The organism is [Scytonema hofmanni] UTEX 2349, from assembly GCF_000582685.1.
GTDB classification, from domain to species: domain Bacteria; phylum Cyanobacteriota; class Cyanobacteriia; order Cyanobacteriales; family Nostocaceae; genus Hassallia; species Hassallia hofmanni.
Genome location: NZ_KK073768.1, coordinates 1,659,996 through 1,674,276, shown reverse-complemented (window position 1 = coordinate 1,674,276; position 14,281 = coordinate 1,659,996). Strand labels below are relative to the sequence as shown.

20 protein-coding genes and 1 pseudogene are annotated in these 14,281 nt (G+C 40.9%); 11 read left to right on the top strand and 10 right to left on the bottom strand.

Annotated features, from left to right (window positions below; genetic code table 11):
- Positions 1 to 401: 401 nt before the first annotated feature.
- The 6 genes from TOL9009_RS0112660 to TOL9009_RS0112640 form a co-directional block, all read right to left on the bottom strand.
- A complete protein-coding gene (locus TOL9009_RS0112660; protein ID WP_029633136.1) occupies positions 402 to 1,172 on the bottom strand; it encodes an MBL fold metallo-hydrolase in 771 nt (256 codons plus the stop codon).
- Positions 1,172 to 1,774 (bottom strand): anthranilate synthase component II, encoded by a 603-nt coding sequence (locus tag TOL9009_RS0112655; RefSeq protein WP_029633135.1) that lies wholly within the window; start codon positions 1,772 to 1,774, stop codon positions 1,172 to 1,174. The genes TOL9009_RS0112660 and TOL9009_RS0112655 overlap by 1 nt, the downstream gene beginning before the upstream one ends.
- Positions 1,775 to 1,967: 193 nt before the next feature.
- The gene (locus TOL9009_RS0112650) at positions 1,968 to 2,429 is read right to left on the bottom strand and encodes a diacylglycerol kinase family protein (protein ID WP_029633134.1); all 462 of its coding nucleotides are present in this window, start codon (positions 2,427 to 2,429) and stop codon (positions 1,968 to 1,970) included.
- Positions 2,430 to 2,571: 142 nt separating this feature from the next.
- On the bottom strand, positions 2,572 to 3,099 hold the full coding sequence (gene ybeY, locus TOL9009_RS0112645) for an rRNA maturation RNase YbeY (RefSeq protein WP_029633133.1): 528 nt from the start codon (positions 3,097 to 3,099) through the stop codon (positions 2,572 to 2,574).
- Between the two features lie 42 nt (positions 3,100 to 3,141).
- The gene (locus TOL9009_RS43420; RefSeq protein ID WP_072022130.1) at positions 3,142 to 3,300 is read right to left on the bottom strand and encodes a DUF3285 domain-containing protein; all 159 of its coding nucleotides are present in this window, start codon (positions 3,298 to 3,300) and stop codon (positions 3,142 to 3,144) included.
- Positions 3,301 to 3,792: 492 nt separating this feature from the next.
- On the bottom strand, positions 3,793 to 4,827 hold the full coding sequence (locus TOL9009_RS0112640) for a hemerythrin domain-containing protein (RefSeq protein ID WP_029633132.1): 1,035 nt from the start codon (positions 4,825 to 4,827) through the stop codon (positions 3,793 to 3,795).
- A gap of 465 nt (positions 4,828 to 5,292) precedes the next feature.
- Between TOL9009_RS0112640 and TOL9009_RS0112635 the strand changes: the two genes are divergently transcribed.
- The 3 genes from TOL9009_RS0112635 to TOL9009_RS0112625 are packed head-to-tail and all read left to right on the top strand — an operon-like array spanning position 5,293 to position 6,524.
- Positions 5,293 to 5,844, top strand: a complete 552-nt coding sequence (locus TOL9009_RS0112635) for a DUF2231 domain-containing protein (RefSeq protein ID WP_029633131.1) — start codon at positions 5,293 to 5,295, stop codon at positions 5,842 to 5,844.
- Positions 5,845 to 5,902: 58 nt separating this feature from the next.
- The gene (locus TOL9009_RS0112630) at positions 5,903 to 6,319 is read left to right on the top strand and encodes a ribosomal maturation YjgA family protein (RefSeq protein WP_029633130.1); all 417 of its coding nucleotides are present in this window, start codon (positions 5,903 to 5,905) and stop codon (positions 6,317 to 6,319) included.
- The gene (locus TOL9009_RS0112625) at positions 6,297 to 6,524 is read left to right on the top strand and encodes a DUF167 domain-containing protein (protein WP_029633129.1); all 228 of its coding nucleotides are present in this window, start codon (positions 6,297 to 6,299) and stop codon (positions 6,522 to 6,524) included. Before TOL9009_RS0112630 ends, TOL9009_RS0112625 begins: the two co-directional genes overlap by 23 nt.
- Positions 6,525 to 6,706: 182 nt before the next feature.
- On the opposite strand, the gene TOL9009_RS0112620 is transcribed toward TOL9009_RS0112625, so the two are convergent.
- Positions 6,707 to 7,321, bottom strand: a complete 615-nt coding sequence (locus TOL9009_RS0112620) for a glutathione S-transferase family protein (RefSeq protein WP_029633128.1) — start codon at positions 7,319 to 7,321, stop codon at positions 6,707 to 6,709.
- 206 nt (positions 7,322 to 7,527) lie between these two features.
- Between TOL9009_RS0112620 and TOL9009_RS0112615 the strand changes: the two genes are divergently transcribed.
- From TOL9009_RS0112615 to gatC, 3 genes are all read left to right on the top strand, one after another.
- A complete protein-coding gene (locus tag TOL9009_RS0112615; RefSeq protein ID WP_029633127.1) occupies positions 7,528 to 8,226 on the top strand; it encodes an SOS response-associated peptidase in 699 nt (232 codons plus the stop codon).
- A gap of 91 nt (positions 8,227 to 8,317) precedes the next feature.
- Positions 8,318 to 8,839, top strand: a complete 522-nt coding sequence (locus tag TOL9009_RS0112610) for a photosystem I assembly protein Ycf3 (RefSeq protein ID WP_029633126.1) — start codon at positions 8,318 to 8,320, stop codon at positions 8,837 to 8,839.
- Positions 8,840 to 8,906: 67 nt separating this feature from the next.
- Complete coding sequence (gene gatC / locus TOL9009_RS0112605) at positions 8,907 to 9,197, top strand: Asp-tRNA(Asn)/Glu-tRNA(Gln) amidotransferase subunit GatC (RefSeq protein WP_029633125.1); 291 nt, start codon at positions 8,907 to 8,909, stop codon at positions 9,195 to 9,197.
- 276 nt (positions 9,198 to 9,473) lie between these two features.
- On the opposite strand, the gene tnpA is transcribed toward gatC, so the two are convergent.
- Positions 9,474 to 9,884: an IS200/IS605 family transposase gene (gene tnpA, locus TOL9009_RS0112600; protein ID WP_084763195.1), complete on the bottom strand. Its 411-nt coding sequence runs from the start codon at positions 9,882 to 9,884 to the stop codon at positions 9,474 to 9,476.
- A gap of 29 nt (positions 9,885 to 9,913) precedes the next feature.
- Between tnpA and TOL9009_RS0112595 the strand changes: the two genes are divergently transcribed.
- From TOL9009_RS0112595 to TOL9009_RS43410, 5 genes and pseudogenes are all read left to right on the top strand, one after another.
- The gene (locus TOL9009_RS0112595; RefSeq protein WP_029633123.1) at positions 9,914 to 11,176 is read left to right on the top strand and encodes an RNA-guided endonuclease InsQ/TnpB family protein; all 1,263 of its coding nucleotides are present in this window, start codon (positions 9,914 to 9,916) and stop codon (positions 11,174 to 11,176) included.
- 59 nt (positions 11,177 to 11,235) lie between these two features.
- Positions 11,236 to 11,328, top strand: a pseudogene (locus TOL9009_RS50500) (DUF6888 family protein); the annotation flags it as partial.
- Positions 11,325 to 11,507, top strand: a complete 183-nt coding sequence (locus TOL9009_RS47230; protein WP_072022129.1) for a DUF6887 family protein — start codon at positions 11,325 to 11,327, stop codon at positions 11,505 to 11,507. The pseudogene TOL9009_RS50500 and the gene TOL9009_RS47230, both read left to right, overlap by 4 nt.
- A 92-nt stretch (positions 11,508 to 11,599) precedes the next feature.
- Positions 11,600 to 12,583, top strand: a complete 984-nt coding sequence (locus TOL9009_RS0112585) for a glutathione S-transferase family protein (protein WP_029633122.1) — start codon at positions 11,600 to 11,602, stop codon at positions 12,581 to 12,583.
- Between the two features lie 398 nt (positions 12,584 to 12,981).
- Positions 12,982 to 13,215 carry a hypothetical protein gene (locus tag TOL9009_RS43410; protein ID WP_072022128.1) on the top strand — a complete coding sequence of 78 codons (234 nt, stop codon included), beginning with the start codon at positions 12,982 to 12,984 and terminating at the stop codon, positions 13,213 to 13,215.
- A gap of 71 nt (positions 13,216 to 13,286) precedes the next feature.
- On the opposite strand, the gene TOL9009_RS0112575 is transcribed toward TOL9009_RS43410, so the two are convergent.
- Both TOL9009_RS0112575 and TOL9009_RS0112570 read right to left on the bottom strand, forming a co-directional pair.
- Positions 13,287 to 13,673 carry a sunset domain-containing protein gene (locus TOL9009_RS0112575; protein ID WP_029633121.1) on the bottom strand — a complete coding sequence of 129 codons (387 nt, stop codon included), beginning with the start codon at positions 13,671 to 13,673 and terminating at the stop codon, positions 13,287 to 13,289.
- A gap of 20 nt (positions 13,674 to 13,693) precedes the next feature.
- Positions 13,694 to 14,035 (bottom strand): BON domain-containing protein, encoded by a 342-nt coding sequence (locus TOL9009_RS0112570; RefSeq protein WP_029633120.1) that lies wholly within the window; start codon positions 14,033 to 14,035, stop codon positions 13,694 to 13,696.
- Positions 14,036 to 14,281 lie beyond the last annotated feature (246 nt).

Below are 14,281 nucleotides of genomic sequence, written 5' to 3'. Positions count from 1 at the left end.
TTTGAAGCGAATTTGCTTCAAAATCAAACAGGACTTGCTTCAAATGCAAATAGGGTAGGGCATACCCGAATTAACGCTTGGGAGCCAGTGCGTTGGGCGGCTCCGCCGACTTGAAGCACCTGGCGTGGAGAATCCCACCTCTGGGTTAGAGACTGCAAGGAATCTAATTTAAGTGGTTTCGTTGAGCCAAGAATCCCCGTGCGTTCACGCCGGGGAGTGTCAATACTGTGCCGATGACAATCTATTGTGGCTCGATTTTGCTAGAGTTGCCAGATGTGGGTTAATTATAAATTGTGTTTTTATACAACATCAAATGTCTTTTTATTTCGTAGTGAGCGCTTAAAGCTTAAATAAAGGCTTTTGAGGGCTGAAGCCCTCACTACAGCTGGTCTAAAAAAACCTTAATATTTGTAACTTAAAAGTTGAATGACGCCATTTTCTGGTAAGTTTTTAGAACTAATAGCAAGAGTGTCACTATTGCTACGACGTACATTCACGCCCTCCATCAAAGTTAAAAAATCATCAACTGGGGAAATATCGCAACTAGCAGTATCTGCGGCTTGTGTACGGTATTGGGTAGGAATTATCAACTTGGGATTTAACACCTGAACTGCTTGCTTGGCTTCTTGGGCATTGTAAGCTTTGAGACCACCTCCCACAGGGATGAATGCCACATCAGGACGCCCCATGAGGATTTTTTGCTCAATAGAAATCGGTGCGGCGGCTCCTCCTAAGTGTAAAATATTAATTCCGCCTTGCTTCCAACCCCAAGCGGTGTTAATGCCAAATTGCTTACCACCTTTGCGATCGTGGTCTATGGCAATTCCCTGGAATTTTATACTTTGAAATTCGTAAACTCCCGGTTCGTAGATTAGCTTTGGATTTCCTGGTAATCCTTCCACCGCACCTTCATCCAGCAGTTGACTGCTAATCAGCACTAAATCTGCGCTGACTTTGGGAGGACGATATTTAGCAGTACAACCCAGCGATCGAAAGGGATTTACAAGAATTCTTGTACCACCACCAGTAAACAGAAAGCAAGAATGACCCAACCACTGAACTGATAATGAACCGCTAGATTGTGCGTTAGCTTGAAGGTGTGAACTAAGGTCAGTAACTAAGGCTGTTACCAACCCTGCCCCACCATAGCTTATCAACTGTCGTCGTTTCATTAATTACTTCTCGACTGTAATTGTTCCAGAAAGTTTCGCAATAACTGCTTACCTAAAGATGTCAGCACACTCTCTGGGTGAAACTGGACACCTTCAATGTGAGGATAGTTCCGGTGTCGTACTCCCATAATGGTTCCGTCTTCTACCCAAGCAGTGATTTCTAAGATGTCTGGGCAAGTTTCGCGGTCAATGACTAAACTATGATATCTGGTTGCGGTCATAGGATTCTCTAAACTCCGAAAAACTCCTACTCCTGCGTGAGATACAAGAGAAGTTTTGCCATGCATCAACTCAGGGGCAGAAACTATTTTACCACCGAATACTTGACCAATGCTTTGATGTCCTAAACATACGCCCAATATAGGCAAGTTAGATCCGAGTTGTTCAATCAAATCTAGAGAAATTCCCGCATTTTCTGGTCGTCCAGGTCCGGGGGAAATCACGATCGCATCAGGCTTTAATGATTGAATTTCCGAAACTGATATCTTATCGTTACGAAAAACTTTAATATCGGCTGCGACTGGAAACTCTGCTGCTAGTTCTCCCAAATACTGCACCAAGTTATAGGTAAAGCTGTCGTAATTATCGATGACTATAAGCACAGCGATTAACTCCTGATTTTTACAACTGAAATATAATGAGTTTTTTGCTCTCGCTAGATTTTAATATTTGTTTAGACGTGCCAATATAAAACACGATTAATCGTGCCTTATAAATATAAGATTTAATATTGTATCAGATTTACTGGGAGGTTATCTGGGCAACGCAGTCACCTCCACTTGGGGCGATCGCTTGTCAGGATTTCAATGCTGACAAAATTAAGGTAAACATTGGCGGAAGTAAAAGTATACCAGCAACCAGCACCGCTACTAAAGCAGCAATTAGCACAGCACCCGCAGCACAGTCTTTAGCGATTTTTGCTAAATCATGGTACGTTTGCTTGACTGTTAAATCTACTAGAGATTCAAGCGCTGTATTCAGCAACTCTAGCGCCAAAACTAAACCGCTAGTTAAGGCAATCACCGCTATTTCCACTGATTTAAGATGTAAAAAAAGGCTCAAGCCGATTGCGAAGAAGCCAACACCTACATGAATGCGAAAGTTGCGTTGACTTTGAAAAGCGTAACTGATTCCAGCCCAGGCATACTTAAAACTAACAAATAAATTAGAGGCAACGCGCCAAGAGAGTTCCCGGTCGTTGGACACAATTGTTTCTAAGTGGTTTGGCGTGGGTGATGAAGAAACTTGTTTGGACATAGGCTGAAAATATAACAGCATCTTAAATAAAGTGGGAATCTTAGCTGATTTTAATCGCCCAATCAACTTTTCGGTAATTTTATATAGAAGTATTATATAAACAATGACTCAAATTTAACACCTACGATCACGAAACTAAGTGTTATTCTATGTCAATGGCAATACCAATTGCCTTCAGTAGTATCCCTTGCTGTTTCAGCATTCGCGTTTCTGTTTCTTCATCAGGATGATCCCAGCCTAGTAGATGCAATAAACCGTGTGCCGCTAACCATGCTAACTCAGTTGCTAAACTATGTTCCTGCTGTTGAGCTTGGCGTTTAGCGGTATCTACAGAAATAACTATATCACCTAGATATAAAGGCATAGAGGTAATTATTTCCTGAGTTTCAGGAAAGTCCACCTCTAATGTCGCAAAAGATAAAACGTCTGTCGGCTTATTTTGCTGACGATACTGGGCATTTAAAGCCTGAATTTCGGCATCGTCTGTCAAACGTAAGCCGATTTCATAAATTGATTTTGGGGAAATATCAGGTTGTAATATTTCCAACCAGCGACGAAACCAGCTTGACCAAATTTCCGTTGAAATTGGGATCTCAGCCTCCCCAAGATTTACAGCTTCGGCTGAGGGAGACTCATAAAAACAATCTTCTACATATAATTCGACTTGCACTTTTCTCCACAAAAGTAGGACGGTGCGATCGCTTCGGTATCGTCAGTGAGTCAGATAAGCAAGACCCACGAGGACAGCCACAAGTCCGACTCCGGTTAACGCAAAATGTTTAACAGAAGTGCCACCCTTACGCACCATGTTTCGCATGGCGAGTTTGACGTAGCTTGGTTGTTTAGGTTCTGTTGAAGGAAAGTTGCTCATGATGATTTGATAACAAACTCATTTATAAATGTAACAGTTTAGTGAGGCGAGAGTTGCCAGTTTGGCAAATTGGGGGACTGGGGACTGGGGACTAGGGAAGAAATATCATTCTTTAATACTCTTTTCGATTCGTAACATCTCCTACACCGATTTGAGTACAAAGAGCGCACAAGCTTGTGAGCGGTTTTATAATGATAATGAAAATCTTTGCGGCTCCTAGCAATTTTTTGATGTTGTTTGCCTTCTGTTTTTGCAAGTTTGCGGCGTGACTTACTACGTGGTGTTTTTATTTTTAAACCAGATAAAAAACTCCTAACATACATGTGCTAGGAGTTATAAATTTAAACCCACATCTGGAAATTTTTGCAAATTGCATTTAGTCTCAGCAGCAAGGAAAGTAAAAAGAAAGAAGAATAAAACTTTTACCTTACTGCCGAGCTACTTTTTTAATAACTGCAAGGGTGGGATTGCCCCACCCATTATCCTTGGCTTTTACTTAGCCATTTTTTCTGCAATTTTGCTCTTAGCAGCTTTAAATTCTGTAGACAATTGTTCGCATTCTTGAGTACTCAAATTGTTACGAATTGCAGCAAACATTGAGCTTTCTTCTTGACGAATGTGGTCGCCAACAGCTTCCATCAACTGCTTGATTTTGTCTTTGAATTGAGGTGAAGACGGTTCGATCGCTTTGATTTCATCTAGCTTCTGCTTCATTTCAGCTTGCTCGTCATACAACTCTTGGGTGTCGTTTTCACCGTAGAAAGAACGTACTCTTGGATAAACTACTTCTTCTTCTGCTTCAGCGTGAGCTGATAAATCCTTGTAGATTTGACCGAAGTATTCTTGGATCTTTTGAGGATCGTTACTTGCCAACAATTCGGTAAACAGAGTATTTACTTTTACGTGATCCATCCGGATAAGATCCTGGATGTTCAAATCTTGCTTATCGCTGTTTTGGGTAACAACACTACCAACAACACCGCTAAATGCTGCCATAGCGTCTTGGACTCGTGCCCAAATACCTTGATCTGCATCTTGTCCTGTGAGTTCACGGACACCCAAAATTTCCAGAACACCTTTGAGTTGCTCTTGATGAGCGCGGTTCTCGAAGTTAATGGTGTTCAACGGTCCAATTGCTGCCATCACATCTGCACCAACTTTTTGGCTAGCTTTGTGAATGGTCAAGCCAGACATTACTTGTTCGTGCTTCAACAATTCATGCTTAGATACTTTTTCATACAAGCTCAATTCTGAGCCTTGCATTAATTTCCCAATTTTTTCAACCATTTCTTTAATGGTGTCTTTGGGTTCGCCATGTACGCCATACTGGACAATTACGGTTTCCAGAATGCCCATATTTTTTTGGTCATCATTGAGCATGTCTTGGAAACGCTTGCTGATTTCCGAATCATTTGTTTCTTTCAAAAATAATTGCTCATTTTGAATCAACAATTGTTGTAGCGCTTTCATGTCTGCCAATTTCGTGGCGATCGCAGAGCGCTTGGTATCATCTAAAGTCGCTACCATTTTTTGTTCTCCTCTGAAAATCTCTTTAAATCAGTGTTATCACTACGTTGCCATAGGGTGTTGGATGATTCCATCTTTCTTTTGAGCGATGCCTGTCAAACTAAAGTTATAAAAATGAGAATTTTATTAATAATTCTTATACTTATACTTTTAGATAGATAACGGTTTTCTCTTCACTCCATCGCCAGATAGATAAATTTTTTCAGTCAATTTTCTAGATTGACTCTAAGGATATTCGCACCGAAGATAAAGCCAGAATGCTCTCCCAATCATGGATTGGGAGACCAGGCACTAAATAAAGCCCCAGAAATAGGGTTATCTAGCCAATTACAGCAGATTGCATTGTTATTAAATCACGTAGAGACGTTCCGCCGGAACGTCTCTACAATGTGCGATCGCAACTTTGCTTTTGTCTTATGTTGAGCAAATTCCCTTCGGTTATAAACTAATAAATTGAGGATAATAATGGAAACTACAGATACAAATCCAACAACTTCTACACCTTTTCCCAATATTCCACCACTGATTGAAAGTGACGACAGAGAGTATATGGATAGTGGTGTACCCAGCACAGTAGCGATCGCTGGACATCCTTTGCACCCTTTGAGTGTCATTTTTCCCATCGCGTTTTTAGCTTTAGCCTTAGGAACCGATTTTGGATATTGGTTAACTCGTGATTTTTTCTGGGCTAGAGCTTCAATATGGCTAATCGGACTCGGACTAGGTGCAGGTTTGTTAGCAGCTGCGATCGGTTTGAGCGACTTTTTGAAAATTGAACGAGTCCGCAAGCGCAGTGCAGGTTGGGTACATATGATACTTAACGTCGCCATCCTAGTTTTATCACTCGTCAACTTCCTTTTGCGTTGGGGCGACGCTGAGTCACGCATATTACCTTGGGGATTGTTAATCTCGCTTATTGTCGGTACCCTGACTAGTGCTTCTGGCTGGTTTGGTGCTGAACTCTCATATCGCCACAAAATCGGTGTTGTTGGTGCTGGTAGTAGAAGATACCCTTAACAAGAATGAAGTATAAAGGATGTAGTTGAATTCAACTTTTATACATTCACTTGAGAAGATGCGCCAAAACCGTAAACAAACAATATTCATCATCCTGTCTTTGCTCATCGTTGTACCGATGGGCTTTTTATTTAAGTACTACACGGGACTTGCTCATAAATGGTTTAATGATTACGCAGCCGCAGTATTGTATGAAATATTTTGGTGCTTGTTCGCGTTTTTGTTCGCGAGAAGACGCCGATTTATACAACAAATTCCTCTATGGGTTTTTGTTATTACCTGTATACTAGAATTTTTACAACTTTGGCATCCCCCTTTCTTGACAGAAATTCGCGCCACTTTAATAGGTAAATGGTTACTTGGAACTACCTTTGCTTGGTGGGATTTTCCTCATTATTTATTAGGTTGTGTTTTAGGTTGGTTGTGGCTACGACAATTACAGAAAATAGGCAATGCACAAAAAAGTCAAAGTTAAACCTAATTCCAAACAGCAAAAAGTTGAAGAACAACCTGATGGCAGTCTTACTGTACATTTAAAATCACCACCTGTTGATGGTAAGGCGAATGAAGAGTTAATTAAACTGTTATCAGAAAGATTCGATGTACCAAAATCTTACATCAGAATTAAGTCAGGTTTATCCTCTCGACAAAAGTTAGTTGAAATTGATACAGAAGATTAAAATTTGTGATTCTTAGAGAATTTCTGTGCTTTGATTAAAAAATATCTCGTTACCAGGTTCAGCCTAGTAACACACTTTTATCTGGTTACTAGGCAGCAGCCTAGTAACATTGAATGCGAGGTGTAATTTAGGTAGCACAGACCCAAAGTCGTTCCCTGGAAGAGCCAGGGAACGGGATATAATTATAATTCCTGAGTAATGCTGATGTATCCAGATTCGGCTTTGACTCGCTCTATCCAAGCTTTGATATGGGGAAATCTGGACAAATCAAACCCACCTTCATTAGCGACATGAGTGTATGCAAATAAACTGATATCAGCAATGGTATAACGTTCGGCAACAAAGAAAGTGTGAGACTTTAAATGTTCTTCCATCAAGCCAAGTGCTGCATATCCAGCCTCATACTTTTGTTCTAAGGCATCTTTATATTCTTCAGCTTTACCTAAAATAGAAATCCAATATCTGGGGGTAGCGATAAAAGGTTCATGGCTGTTCTGTTCAAAAAATAGCCATTGCAGTACTTGCGCTCGCAAAAAGCGATCGTAAGGTAAAAACTCTGTTCCTTCGCTCAGGTAAAGCATGATGGCATTTGATTCTGACAAATATTTCCCTGGTTCAACTTCCAAAACAGGAATCTTGCCGTTTGGATTTATAGTTAAAAATTCTAGCGATCGCGTCTCACCTTTAGTGATGTTAACCTCTACTCTCTCAAACGGAATGCCAAGTTGTGTCAACAAAAGACGTATCTTATAGCCATTACCAGAAGGTAAAAAATCGTACAAATGGAGTGGTTCCATGTTTTAAAAATATTGTAAGGAGGTTTAGAAAAATCAGAGATTGGAAGAGAATATCTTATCAAATTCTTTCAAAAAAAACAGGACAAAATTGAAATAATATTTGCTTTTTAGGTTGGATTAGAATTCTCTGAAAAAACAAAAAACGGAAGTATTATTTGTTTATAGTATTTAGTTGTTAAATTTTAATCAGCGGTTGAGAAAAAACTATGTGTGGAAGATTTACTTTAAAGCAGCCGGCAGAAGCAATTGCGGCTGTACTGACTTCTGCGTCGCCAAATAATCAAACTTTTGATGTAGAAAAACTGCCACAATTGTCAGCGCAATATAACATTGCACCTACGCAAATGGTGGCAACAGTGTTACATACTCAAGAAAGTAACCAGCGAGAATTTCACTTCTTACGTTGGGGGCTAATTCCTTCATGGGCAAAAGACATCAGGATGGGGGCAAAGCTGATCAACGCTAGGGCAGAAACTGTTGCAGAGAAACCCGCTTTTCGTTCAGCTTTCAAACGCCGGCGTTGTTTGGTGCTGGCAGATGGCTTTTATGAATGGCAGCACCAAAACGGTAAAAAGCAGCCTTTTTACTTTCATCTGCAAGATGGACAACCTTTTTGCTTCGCTGGGTTGTGGGAACAGTGGGAATCTCCCGAAAAAGAGAAAATAACCTCGTGTACAATTTTGACAACGATCGCTAACGAAGTATTAAAACCAATCCACGATCGGATGCCTGTAGTTCTTGATAAGAAATATTACGATTTGTGGTTAGATCCACAAGTGCAAAAGCCCGAAGCACTACAAGAAGCATTGCATCCCTATCCAGCTAGCGCGATGACTGCCTATCCAGTCAGCACTTTGGTAAACAACCCCAAATACAATAATGCTGATTGTATAAATTCAGTCTAAAAGAGAATTGCCTCGGCAATCAGTTAAATTAACTAATGAGGCATAGAAGCCATTTTGAGTCATTAGCTGCAACCAGAGCGTTCGTTACTATATGCCAAGAACCCAGAAAAACGATAATTTTATTGACAAGTCCTTTACGGTAATGGCAGATATCATCTTAAAGATGCTGCCAACCAACAAAAAAGCCAAAGAAGCTTTTGTTTATTACCGAGATGGAATGTCGGCGCAGGCAGATGGGGAATATGCCGAAGCCTTAGATTACTATCAAGAAGCCCTAACATTAGAGGAAGATTCCTACGATCGCAGTTATATCCTCTACAATATGGGGCTAATTTATGCCAGTAACGGCGACCATGACAAGGCTTTGGAGTTGTATCATGAAGCCATTGAGTTGAACCCACGCTTACCCCAAGCCTTAAACAACATTGCCGTGATTTACCACTTTCAAGGCGAAAAAGCGAAAGAATCTGGCGATCACGACGGTGGTGAAGCACTGTTCGATCAAGCCAGTGATTATTGGGTTAGAGCCATTCGTTTGGCTCCCAATAACTATATCGAGGCTCAAAACTGGCTGAAAACCACCGGGCGATCGCAAATTGACGTATTCTTTTAACTAGCCATAAGTCATAAGTCATTGACTTATGACTTATGACTATTAACTATTGAATCTTGACAAAACCATGATTGACCGTGAGCAAGTTCGTAAAGTAGCCCTTCTCGCTCGTTTAGAGTTGACATCTGAAGAAGAGGAGCAATTCACCACTCAGTTGGGGAATATTCTGGATTATGTTCAACAGCTAGATGAACTCGATGTCAGCAATGTTGCACCAACTACACGCGCTATTGATGTCAGCAACGTCACGCGAGAAGATAAATTGGAACCCTATTCTGACAGAGAAGCTATTCTCAACAGTGCGCCAGAACAAGAAGGCGAATTTTTTAAAGTGCCAAAAATTATGAATGTTGAATAGTTAATTGTTGGTTGACGCTTAACTCGTGACGTACTCCACACACTCCTATCGACGGTGAGTGTGGGCTACGAGCGTGACTCTTCGCGTGAAGACATTAACTGAGCTTTACAAACATGAAACCCACAATAGCGCAGTTGGAAACCTTATACCGAGTCTGTATAATGGCTAGCAATTTACTTATTCCAACTAGATGTCGGCAGGGGTCGCCCGTTATACCCTACGGGTTAACGGGTGGGGAATGCCGACTAACTTATACAACTGAGCGTAAGCGAATCCTTATTCCGGAGTTGCTTGTTGCTCAACATATTTTTTGAGATGTTCAACAGTCACCCCGCCGCAACTAGCAACAAAATATGAACCCGTCCAGAAAACTGGTTTTTGGTAAACCCGGTTGAGATAGTCGCCGAATTCCTTGCGGATAAGGCGGCTAGAAACTGTTTTGAGATTAGCAATAAACTTACTGAGTTCAATTTGAGGATGATAACGAACTAGCAAATGAATATGGTCAGCCTCTCCATTAAACTCTAGTAGCGTTGTTTCCCATTTTGAACAGGTCTCACTGAAAATAGTACTCAGTCGCTCGTGGATGGATTTGTTTATAACTTTCTTGCGGTATTTTGTCACGAATACAATATGAGCAGTAAGTGTGTAGACAGACCTAAAACCTTTGTCATACTGTATTGTCATGATTGGCGATAAGCTATAGAATGATGATTATGATTCTAACCTACTGCTACCGAATTAAACCCAATGTCGAACAAAAAGCAACTATGCTCTACACATTAGAGCTGCTTCGTCGGCATTGGAATTTTGCGCTCGGTCAGAGGTTAGATTGGCTACGACGAACCCGTTGCCAGATTAACCGTTGTAGTATTAGTTCTGAACCTATTGGGGACATACCGAGCAAAGTTGACTACTACACTCAGCAGTCAGATATAAAACAAACTAAAGTATTGTTTCCTGACTACAAAAATATTTGGTCAGAATCACAACAGGTTAACTTGCAACGTTTAAACAAAGCTTGGGAAAGATGGCTTTTTCCTGACAAATCTGGGAAACGGGGTGGTAGACCGAAGTTCAAAAAAGTTGGTGAATTACGTTCTTTTGTTTACCCGCGCATCAATTGCCCGAAAGCTGGAGCGCATCTAAACAACGGAGTACTGAAACTATCAAAGATAGGAGAGATGCCTATTATTATGCATCGTCCTATTCCGGATGGTTTTATCTTGAAGACTTGCACCATCGTCCATAAGGCTGATGGTTGGTATTGCGCTATTTCCATACAAGATGAAACAGTACCAGAACCTATGCCCCTGGACGAGGTGAAAACGGTTGTAGGTATTGACGTTGGGCTTAAGGAGTTCCTCACTACATCAGTGGGTGAAGCTGTTCCTATTCAGCAAACCTATCGCAAAACTCAGTCTCACTTAGCCCGTCAGCAGCGTAAATTAGCTCGGAAAGAGAAAGGGTCAAATCGTAGCAATAGACAGAAAAATAAGATAGCTAGAATTCACCAATGCATTGGCAGAATTCGAGAAAACTTTCACTACAATACCGCTCACAAATTAGTCAAAAACTATGACTTAATTGCGGTAGAAGACTTGAATATCCGGGGTCTTGCTCGTACAAGGTTGAGCAAATCAATCTTAGATGCAGCTTGGGGACGATTCATTACCATCTTGGAGATAGTGGCAGTCAAATGCGGTGTCCGAGTTGTAAAAGTGTCTCCCTACAGCACGTCTCAAGATTGTTCAGGTTGTGGAGTTAAAGTGCCGAAAACTCTCTCTATCCGCTTGCATGAGTGTCATAAATGCGGTTTGCAGATGGACAGGGACGAGAATGCCGCTCGGAATATATTAGACCGAGCATTAAACGAGGTGGGACTCATCTTGTCTGCGCGTGGAGGCTTAGGGGACACCCAGCCCGTGAAGCGCGAAGCTTTTTCAGGCTGGGATGGTGTACAACTATCTCTATTCTGATTCAGAAGCTCCCGTTATAGTGCGCTAGCACTTAACGGGAGAGAACGTCACTTAACTTAACTCGTTTAGATGAAAGAAGCCAACGCATATTTATATTAGTTGGAGAGACAATAGAAATAGAGATTTACCCCAATGGGAGGTTAAAGCAGTGACACAACCTGATTTTAACAAAATGACAAGAGAGGAATTATTAGCATATATCCGGAAACATCCTCAAGACATACAAACGTTTCATAAATACATGGATTTATTAGCAACCGCACCAGATCGAGTAGAAATATCCGTCGAAGAACTTGAAACTAAATTAGCCAAACGCCTACAAGAAAGTTGAAATTGATAACATCGCAATAATGAATTGAAAAGCCTACACGTCTGTGTCGTGGAGTAGTGTAGGTAGTTCACCACTATCAAAGGAGAGAATTTATGGGTTTGGGAATCCTCAAAGATGGTAAGTGGATATCACAAAGGGAGCAAGAGGACTCTGAAGGTAAATTTGTCCGTCCCTCAACCACTTTTCGCGGTAAAATTACTGCCGATGGTTCGAGTGGTTTTAAAGCTGAACCTGGGCGCTATCATTTATATATATCTTGGGCTTGTCCTTGGGCTTGTCGCACCGCAATTATGCGATCGCTCAAAGGATTAGATATGGCGATCGGCTTATCGGTGGTTGCTGCGGAAATTCACGATAACAGCTGGGAATTCTCAGATGAACCAGGAAGCATTCCCGATACAGTCAACAACACAAACTATCTTTGGCAAATTTATCTCAAAGCTGACTCTAATTACAGTGGACGAGTCACAGTCCCCGTTTTATGGGATACACAAACTGGCACGATTGTCAATAATGAGTCCCGTGAAATTATGCGGATGTTCGATACAGAATTTAATGCCTTTGCTAAACAGAATGTAAACTTTTATCCCGAAGCTTTGCAAAAAGTTATTGACGAGACAATTGACGCAATTTACCAACCAATCAATAACGGTGTTTATCGTGCCGGATTTGCCACTTCTCAGTCAGCTTACGATGAAGCGGTAACGGAATTATTTACAAAACTTGACTACTGGGAAAAAGTTTTAGGAGAGCAACGCTATCTTTGTGGGGAGCAAATTACGGAAGCGGATTGGTGTATGTTTACTACTCTGTTTCGCTTCGATGCTGTCTATTACGTCCACTTCAAGTGTAACTTACAGCGGATTGTCGATTATCCCAATTTGTGGAATTATCTCAAAGACCTTTACCAACAGCCGGGAGTTAAGGAAACTTGTAACCTTGACCACATCAAACGGCATTATTATATCAGCCATCCCAACGTTAACCCGACTGGGATTGTGCCTAAAGGACCAAGAATTGATTTTGATGCACCCCATAACCGCGATCGCGCTTATGCTGACGTTACCAAAGTTTGATACTAATATTTTTTCATAATTAGGCGATCGCAATTCAAATTTTCTCTTTTGCTTTAACACTCGCAATTAAAAAAATTAAAAACCCGGTTTTTATTAACAATTGTTAATAAACCGGGTTTTTAGTATCAAGGTATGTATCTTCGGAATTGGCAAATTTGCTCAAATAACTTAAGAATTAGCAGAAATTTACTGTATTCATTGTTTATTAGTTCTAGATAATCATGACTAATGACTTTTGAATTGTCACATTTTATGAACTATTTTACGTATTTCCAGACTTTTATCCTGTGAGTCTAACTTTAGGATGAATGAGCGATCCCCCTGGATAGATGAGCGATCCCCGCTTTGGCAATTATATTATAAGTGCCGATAAATATCTTTTTAACTCTTAGCGAAATATGAATAGCTGTCCTTGTTGCTCCCACCAATTGCTACGACATATTCGTTCCTCAAATGTTTACTGGTTTTGTTCCCACTGTCGGCAAGAAATGCCAAACTTTGAGTATTCATCTAAGAAAGCAAGAACTTTATCTCATCAAACCCGCAATCTAAGACCTTATATGGCAATTTTTGAGGGGAAATTGCCAGTAGAAGCTGTTCAATTAGAAACTGCCGTTGCGATTAAAGTTTGATAGAAAATTGGTAATGGGGCATGGATACTAGAAAAAGAATTATTACCTATGCCCTATGACCAATTCTCAACTTACTTTGGTGCCTTAAAACCAGCTTTTTCTGCTGTTAATGTATCTTTAAAGCAAATATCCGGCTTGACTTTGTCATAATCAAGCGACTTGGCAATATGGTATATATTGCCTCGCTTCTTCGTTACCTTACCCTTAACAAGCGCATCATTAGGACAAGTCGTTGCGTTTGTAGGTTTTACCCCAAGTTTTGCTGCTTCAGGGGGAATAGAAGCCTTACTTCCTGACTCGGCTGAACTATCAGAAGTTGAACTTCCAGTCGTGCTGGCAGGACTCGCAGTAGCGCCGGTATCAGGTGCTTCAGCTTTTTTACCACAGCTGGTAAGGGTTAAAACAGCTAACAAAGCCAAAGCAATAGTAGATTGATAAGGCTTGAGTAAATTGTTCATGTGCCAAAAATAAAAATATTTTAGCCGACTGTAACTTGGTCAGTGTTGACATCAGTGGCACCGCTAACCCCCGTTGCGATCGCCACCATTTCATCTAAAATTTCTTGGCTGGGGACTTGCCCTTTTAACACAACTGTGCTTCCTGTTTGAGCAACGTATAGAGAATCAATCTCATCAAACAGACCGCTTTCGTCAAAAGCAAGCGCAACTCGTTTTGCCAAACCACTTTGGTCATATTCTCCATTTAATCCCACTCGTTCTAGTGGAATGTCTTGCCCTGAATCATCAGTAGCAGCTGTCTCTGGATTGACTTGAGCATCAGCCGGTTTTTCCATCCCAAAAAGTCTTTGTAACCAACCCATAACTAAATTTTCTCCTTTTATTTACACGGATAATTATCGTTGAAAATGGGGCAATGTTAAGAGGGGAAAAGGTTAAAGGGTAAAGGGTAAAGGTATGGAAATAAAGAGTTATTTAAATCACTCATGATATTTTTTCCCCTTTTCCCCCTTCCCCTTTCCCCTTTCCCCCTTCCCCCTTCCCCTTTCCCCCTTCCCCTTTACCCTTTCCCCCTCTTTCTCATCGACAGACTTCTTGCAAGGTAGCAG

What these genes read in the sequence shown, in the direction of transcription:
- TOL9009_RS0112615 (WP_029633127.1), top strand. Translation starts at nt 7,528, where the DNA reads ATGTGTGGAAGATTTACTTTAAAGCAGCCGGCAGAAGCAATTGCGGCT.
- TOL9009_RS0112630 (WP_029633130.1), top strand. Translation starts at nt 5,903, where the DNA reads ATGCGCCAAAACCGTAAACAAACAATATTCATCATCCTGTCTTTGCTC.
- TOL9009_RS0112570 (WP_029633120.1), bottom strand. Translation starts at nt 14,035, where the DNA reads ATGGGTTGGTTACAAAGACTTTTTGGGATGGAAAAACCGGCTGATGCT.
- TOL9009_RS0112620 (WP_029633128.1), bottom strand. Translation starts at nt 7,321, where the DNA reads ATGGAACCACTCCATTTGTACGATTTTTTACCTTCTGGTAATGGCTAT.
- TOL9009_RS0112575 (WP_029633121.1), bottom strand. Translation starts at nt 13,673, where the DNA reads ATGAACAATTTACTCAAGCCTTATCAATCTACTATTGCTTTGGCTTTG.
- gatC (WP_029633125.1), top strand. Translation starts at nt 8,907, where the DNA reads ATGATTGACCGTGAGCAAGTTCGTAAAGTAGCCCTTCTCGCTCGTTTA.
- TOL9009_RS0112610 (WP_029633126.1), top strand. Translation starts at nt 8,318, where the DNA reads ATGCCAAGAACCCAGAAAAACGATAATTTTATTGACAAGTCCTTTACG.
- TOL9009_RS0112595 (WP_029633123.1), top strand. Translation starts at nt 9,914, where the DNA reads ATGATTCTAACCTACTGCTACCGAATTAAACCCAATGTCGAACAAAAA.
- TOL9009_RS43410 (WP_072022128.1), top strand. Translation starts at nt 12,982, where the DNA reads ATGAATAGCTGTCCTTGTTGCTCCCACCAATTGCTACGACATATTCGT.
- TOL9009_RS0112640 (WP_029633132.1), bottom strand. Translation starts at nt 4,827, where the DNA reads ATGGTAGCGACTTTAGATGATACCAAGCGCTCTGCGATCGCCACGAAA.
- TOL9009_RS0112650 (WP_029633134.1), bottom strand. Translation starts at nt 2,429, where the DNA reads ATGTCCAAACAAGTTTCTTCATCACCCACGCCAAACCACTTAGAAACA.
- TOL9009_RS0112585 (WP_029633122.1), top strand. Translation starts at nt 11,600, where the DNA reads ATGGGTTTGGGAATCCTCAAAGATGGTAAGTGGATATCACAAAGGGAG.
- TOL9009_RS0112635 (WP_029633131.1), top strand. Translation starts at nt 5,293, where the DNA reads ATGGAAACTACAGATACAAATCCAACAACTTCTACACCTTTTCCCAAT.
- TOL9009_RS0112625 (WP_029633129.1), top strand. Translation starts at nt 6,297, where the DNA reads ATGCACAAAAAAGTCAAAGTTAAACCTAATTCCAAACAGCAAAAAGTT.
- TOL9009_RS43420 (WP_072022130.1), bottom strand. Translation starts at nt 3,300, where the DNA reads ATGAGCAACTTTCCTTCAACAGAACCTAAACAACCAAGCTACGTCAAA.
- TOL9009_RS0112660 (WP_029633136.1), bottom strand. Translation starts at nt 1,172, where the DNA reads ATGAAACGACGACAGTTGATAAGCTATGGTGGGGCAGGGTTGGTAACA.
- tnpA (WP_084763195.1), bottom strand. Translation starts at nt 9,884, where the DNA reads ATGACAATACAGTATGACAAAGGTTTTAGGTCTGTCTACACACTTACT.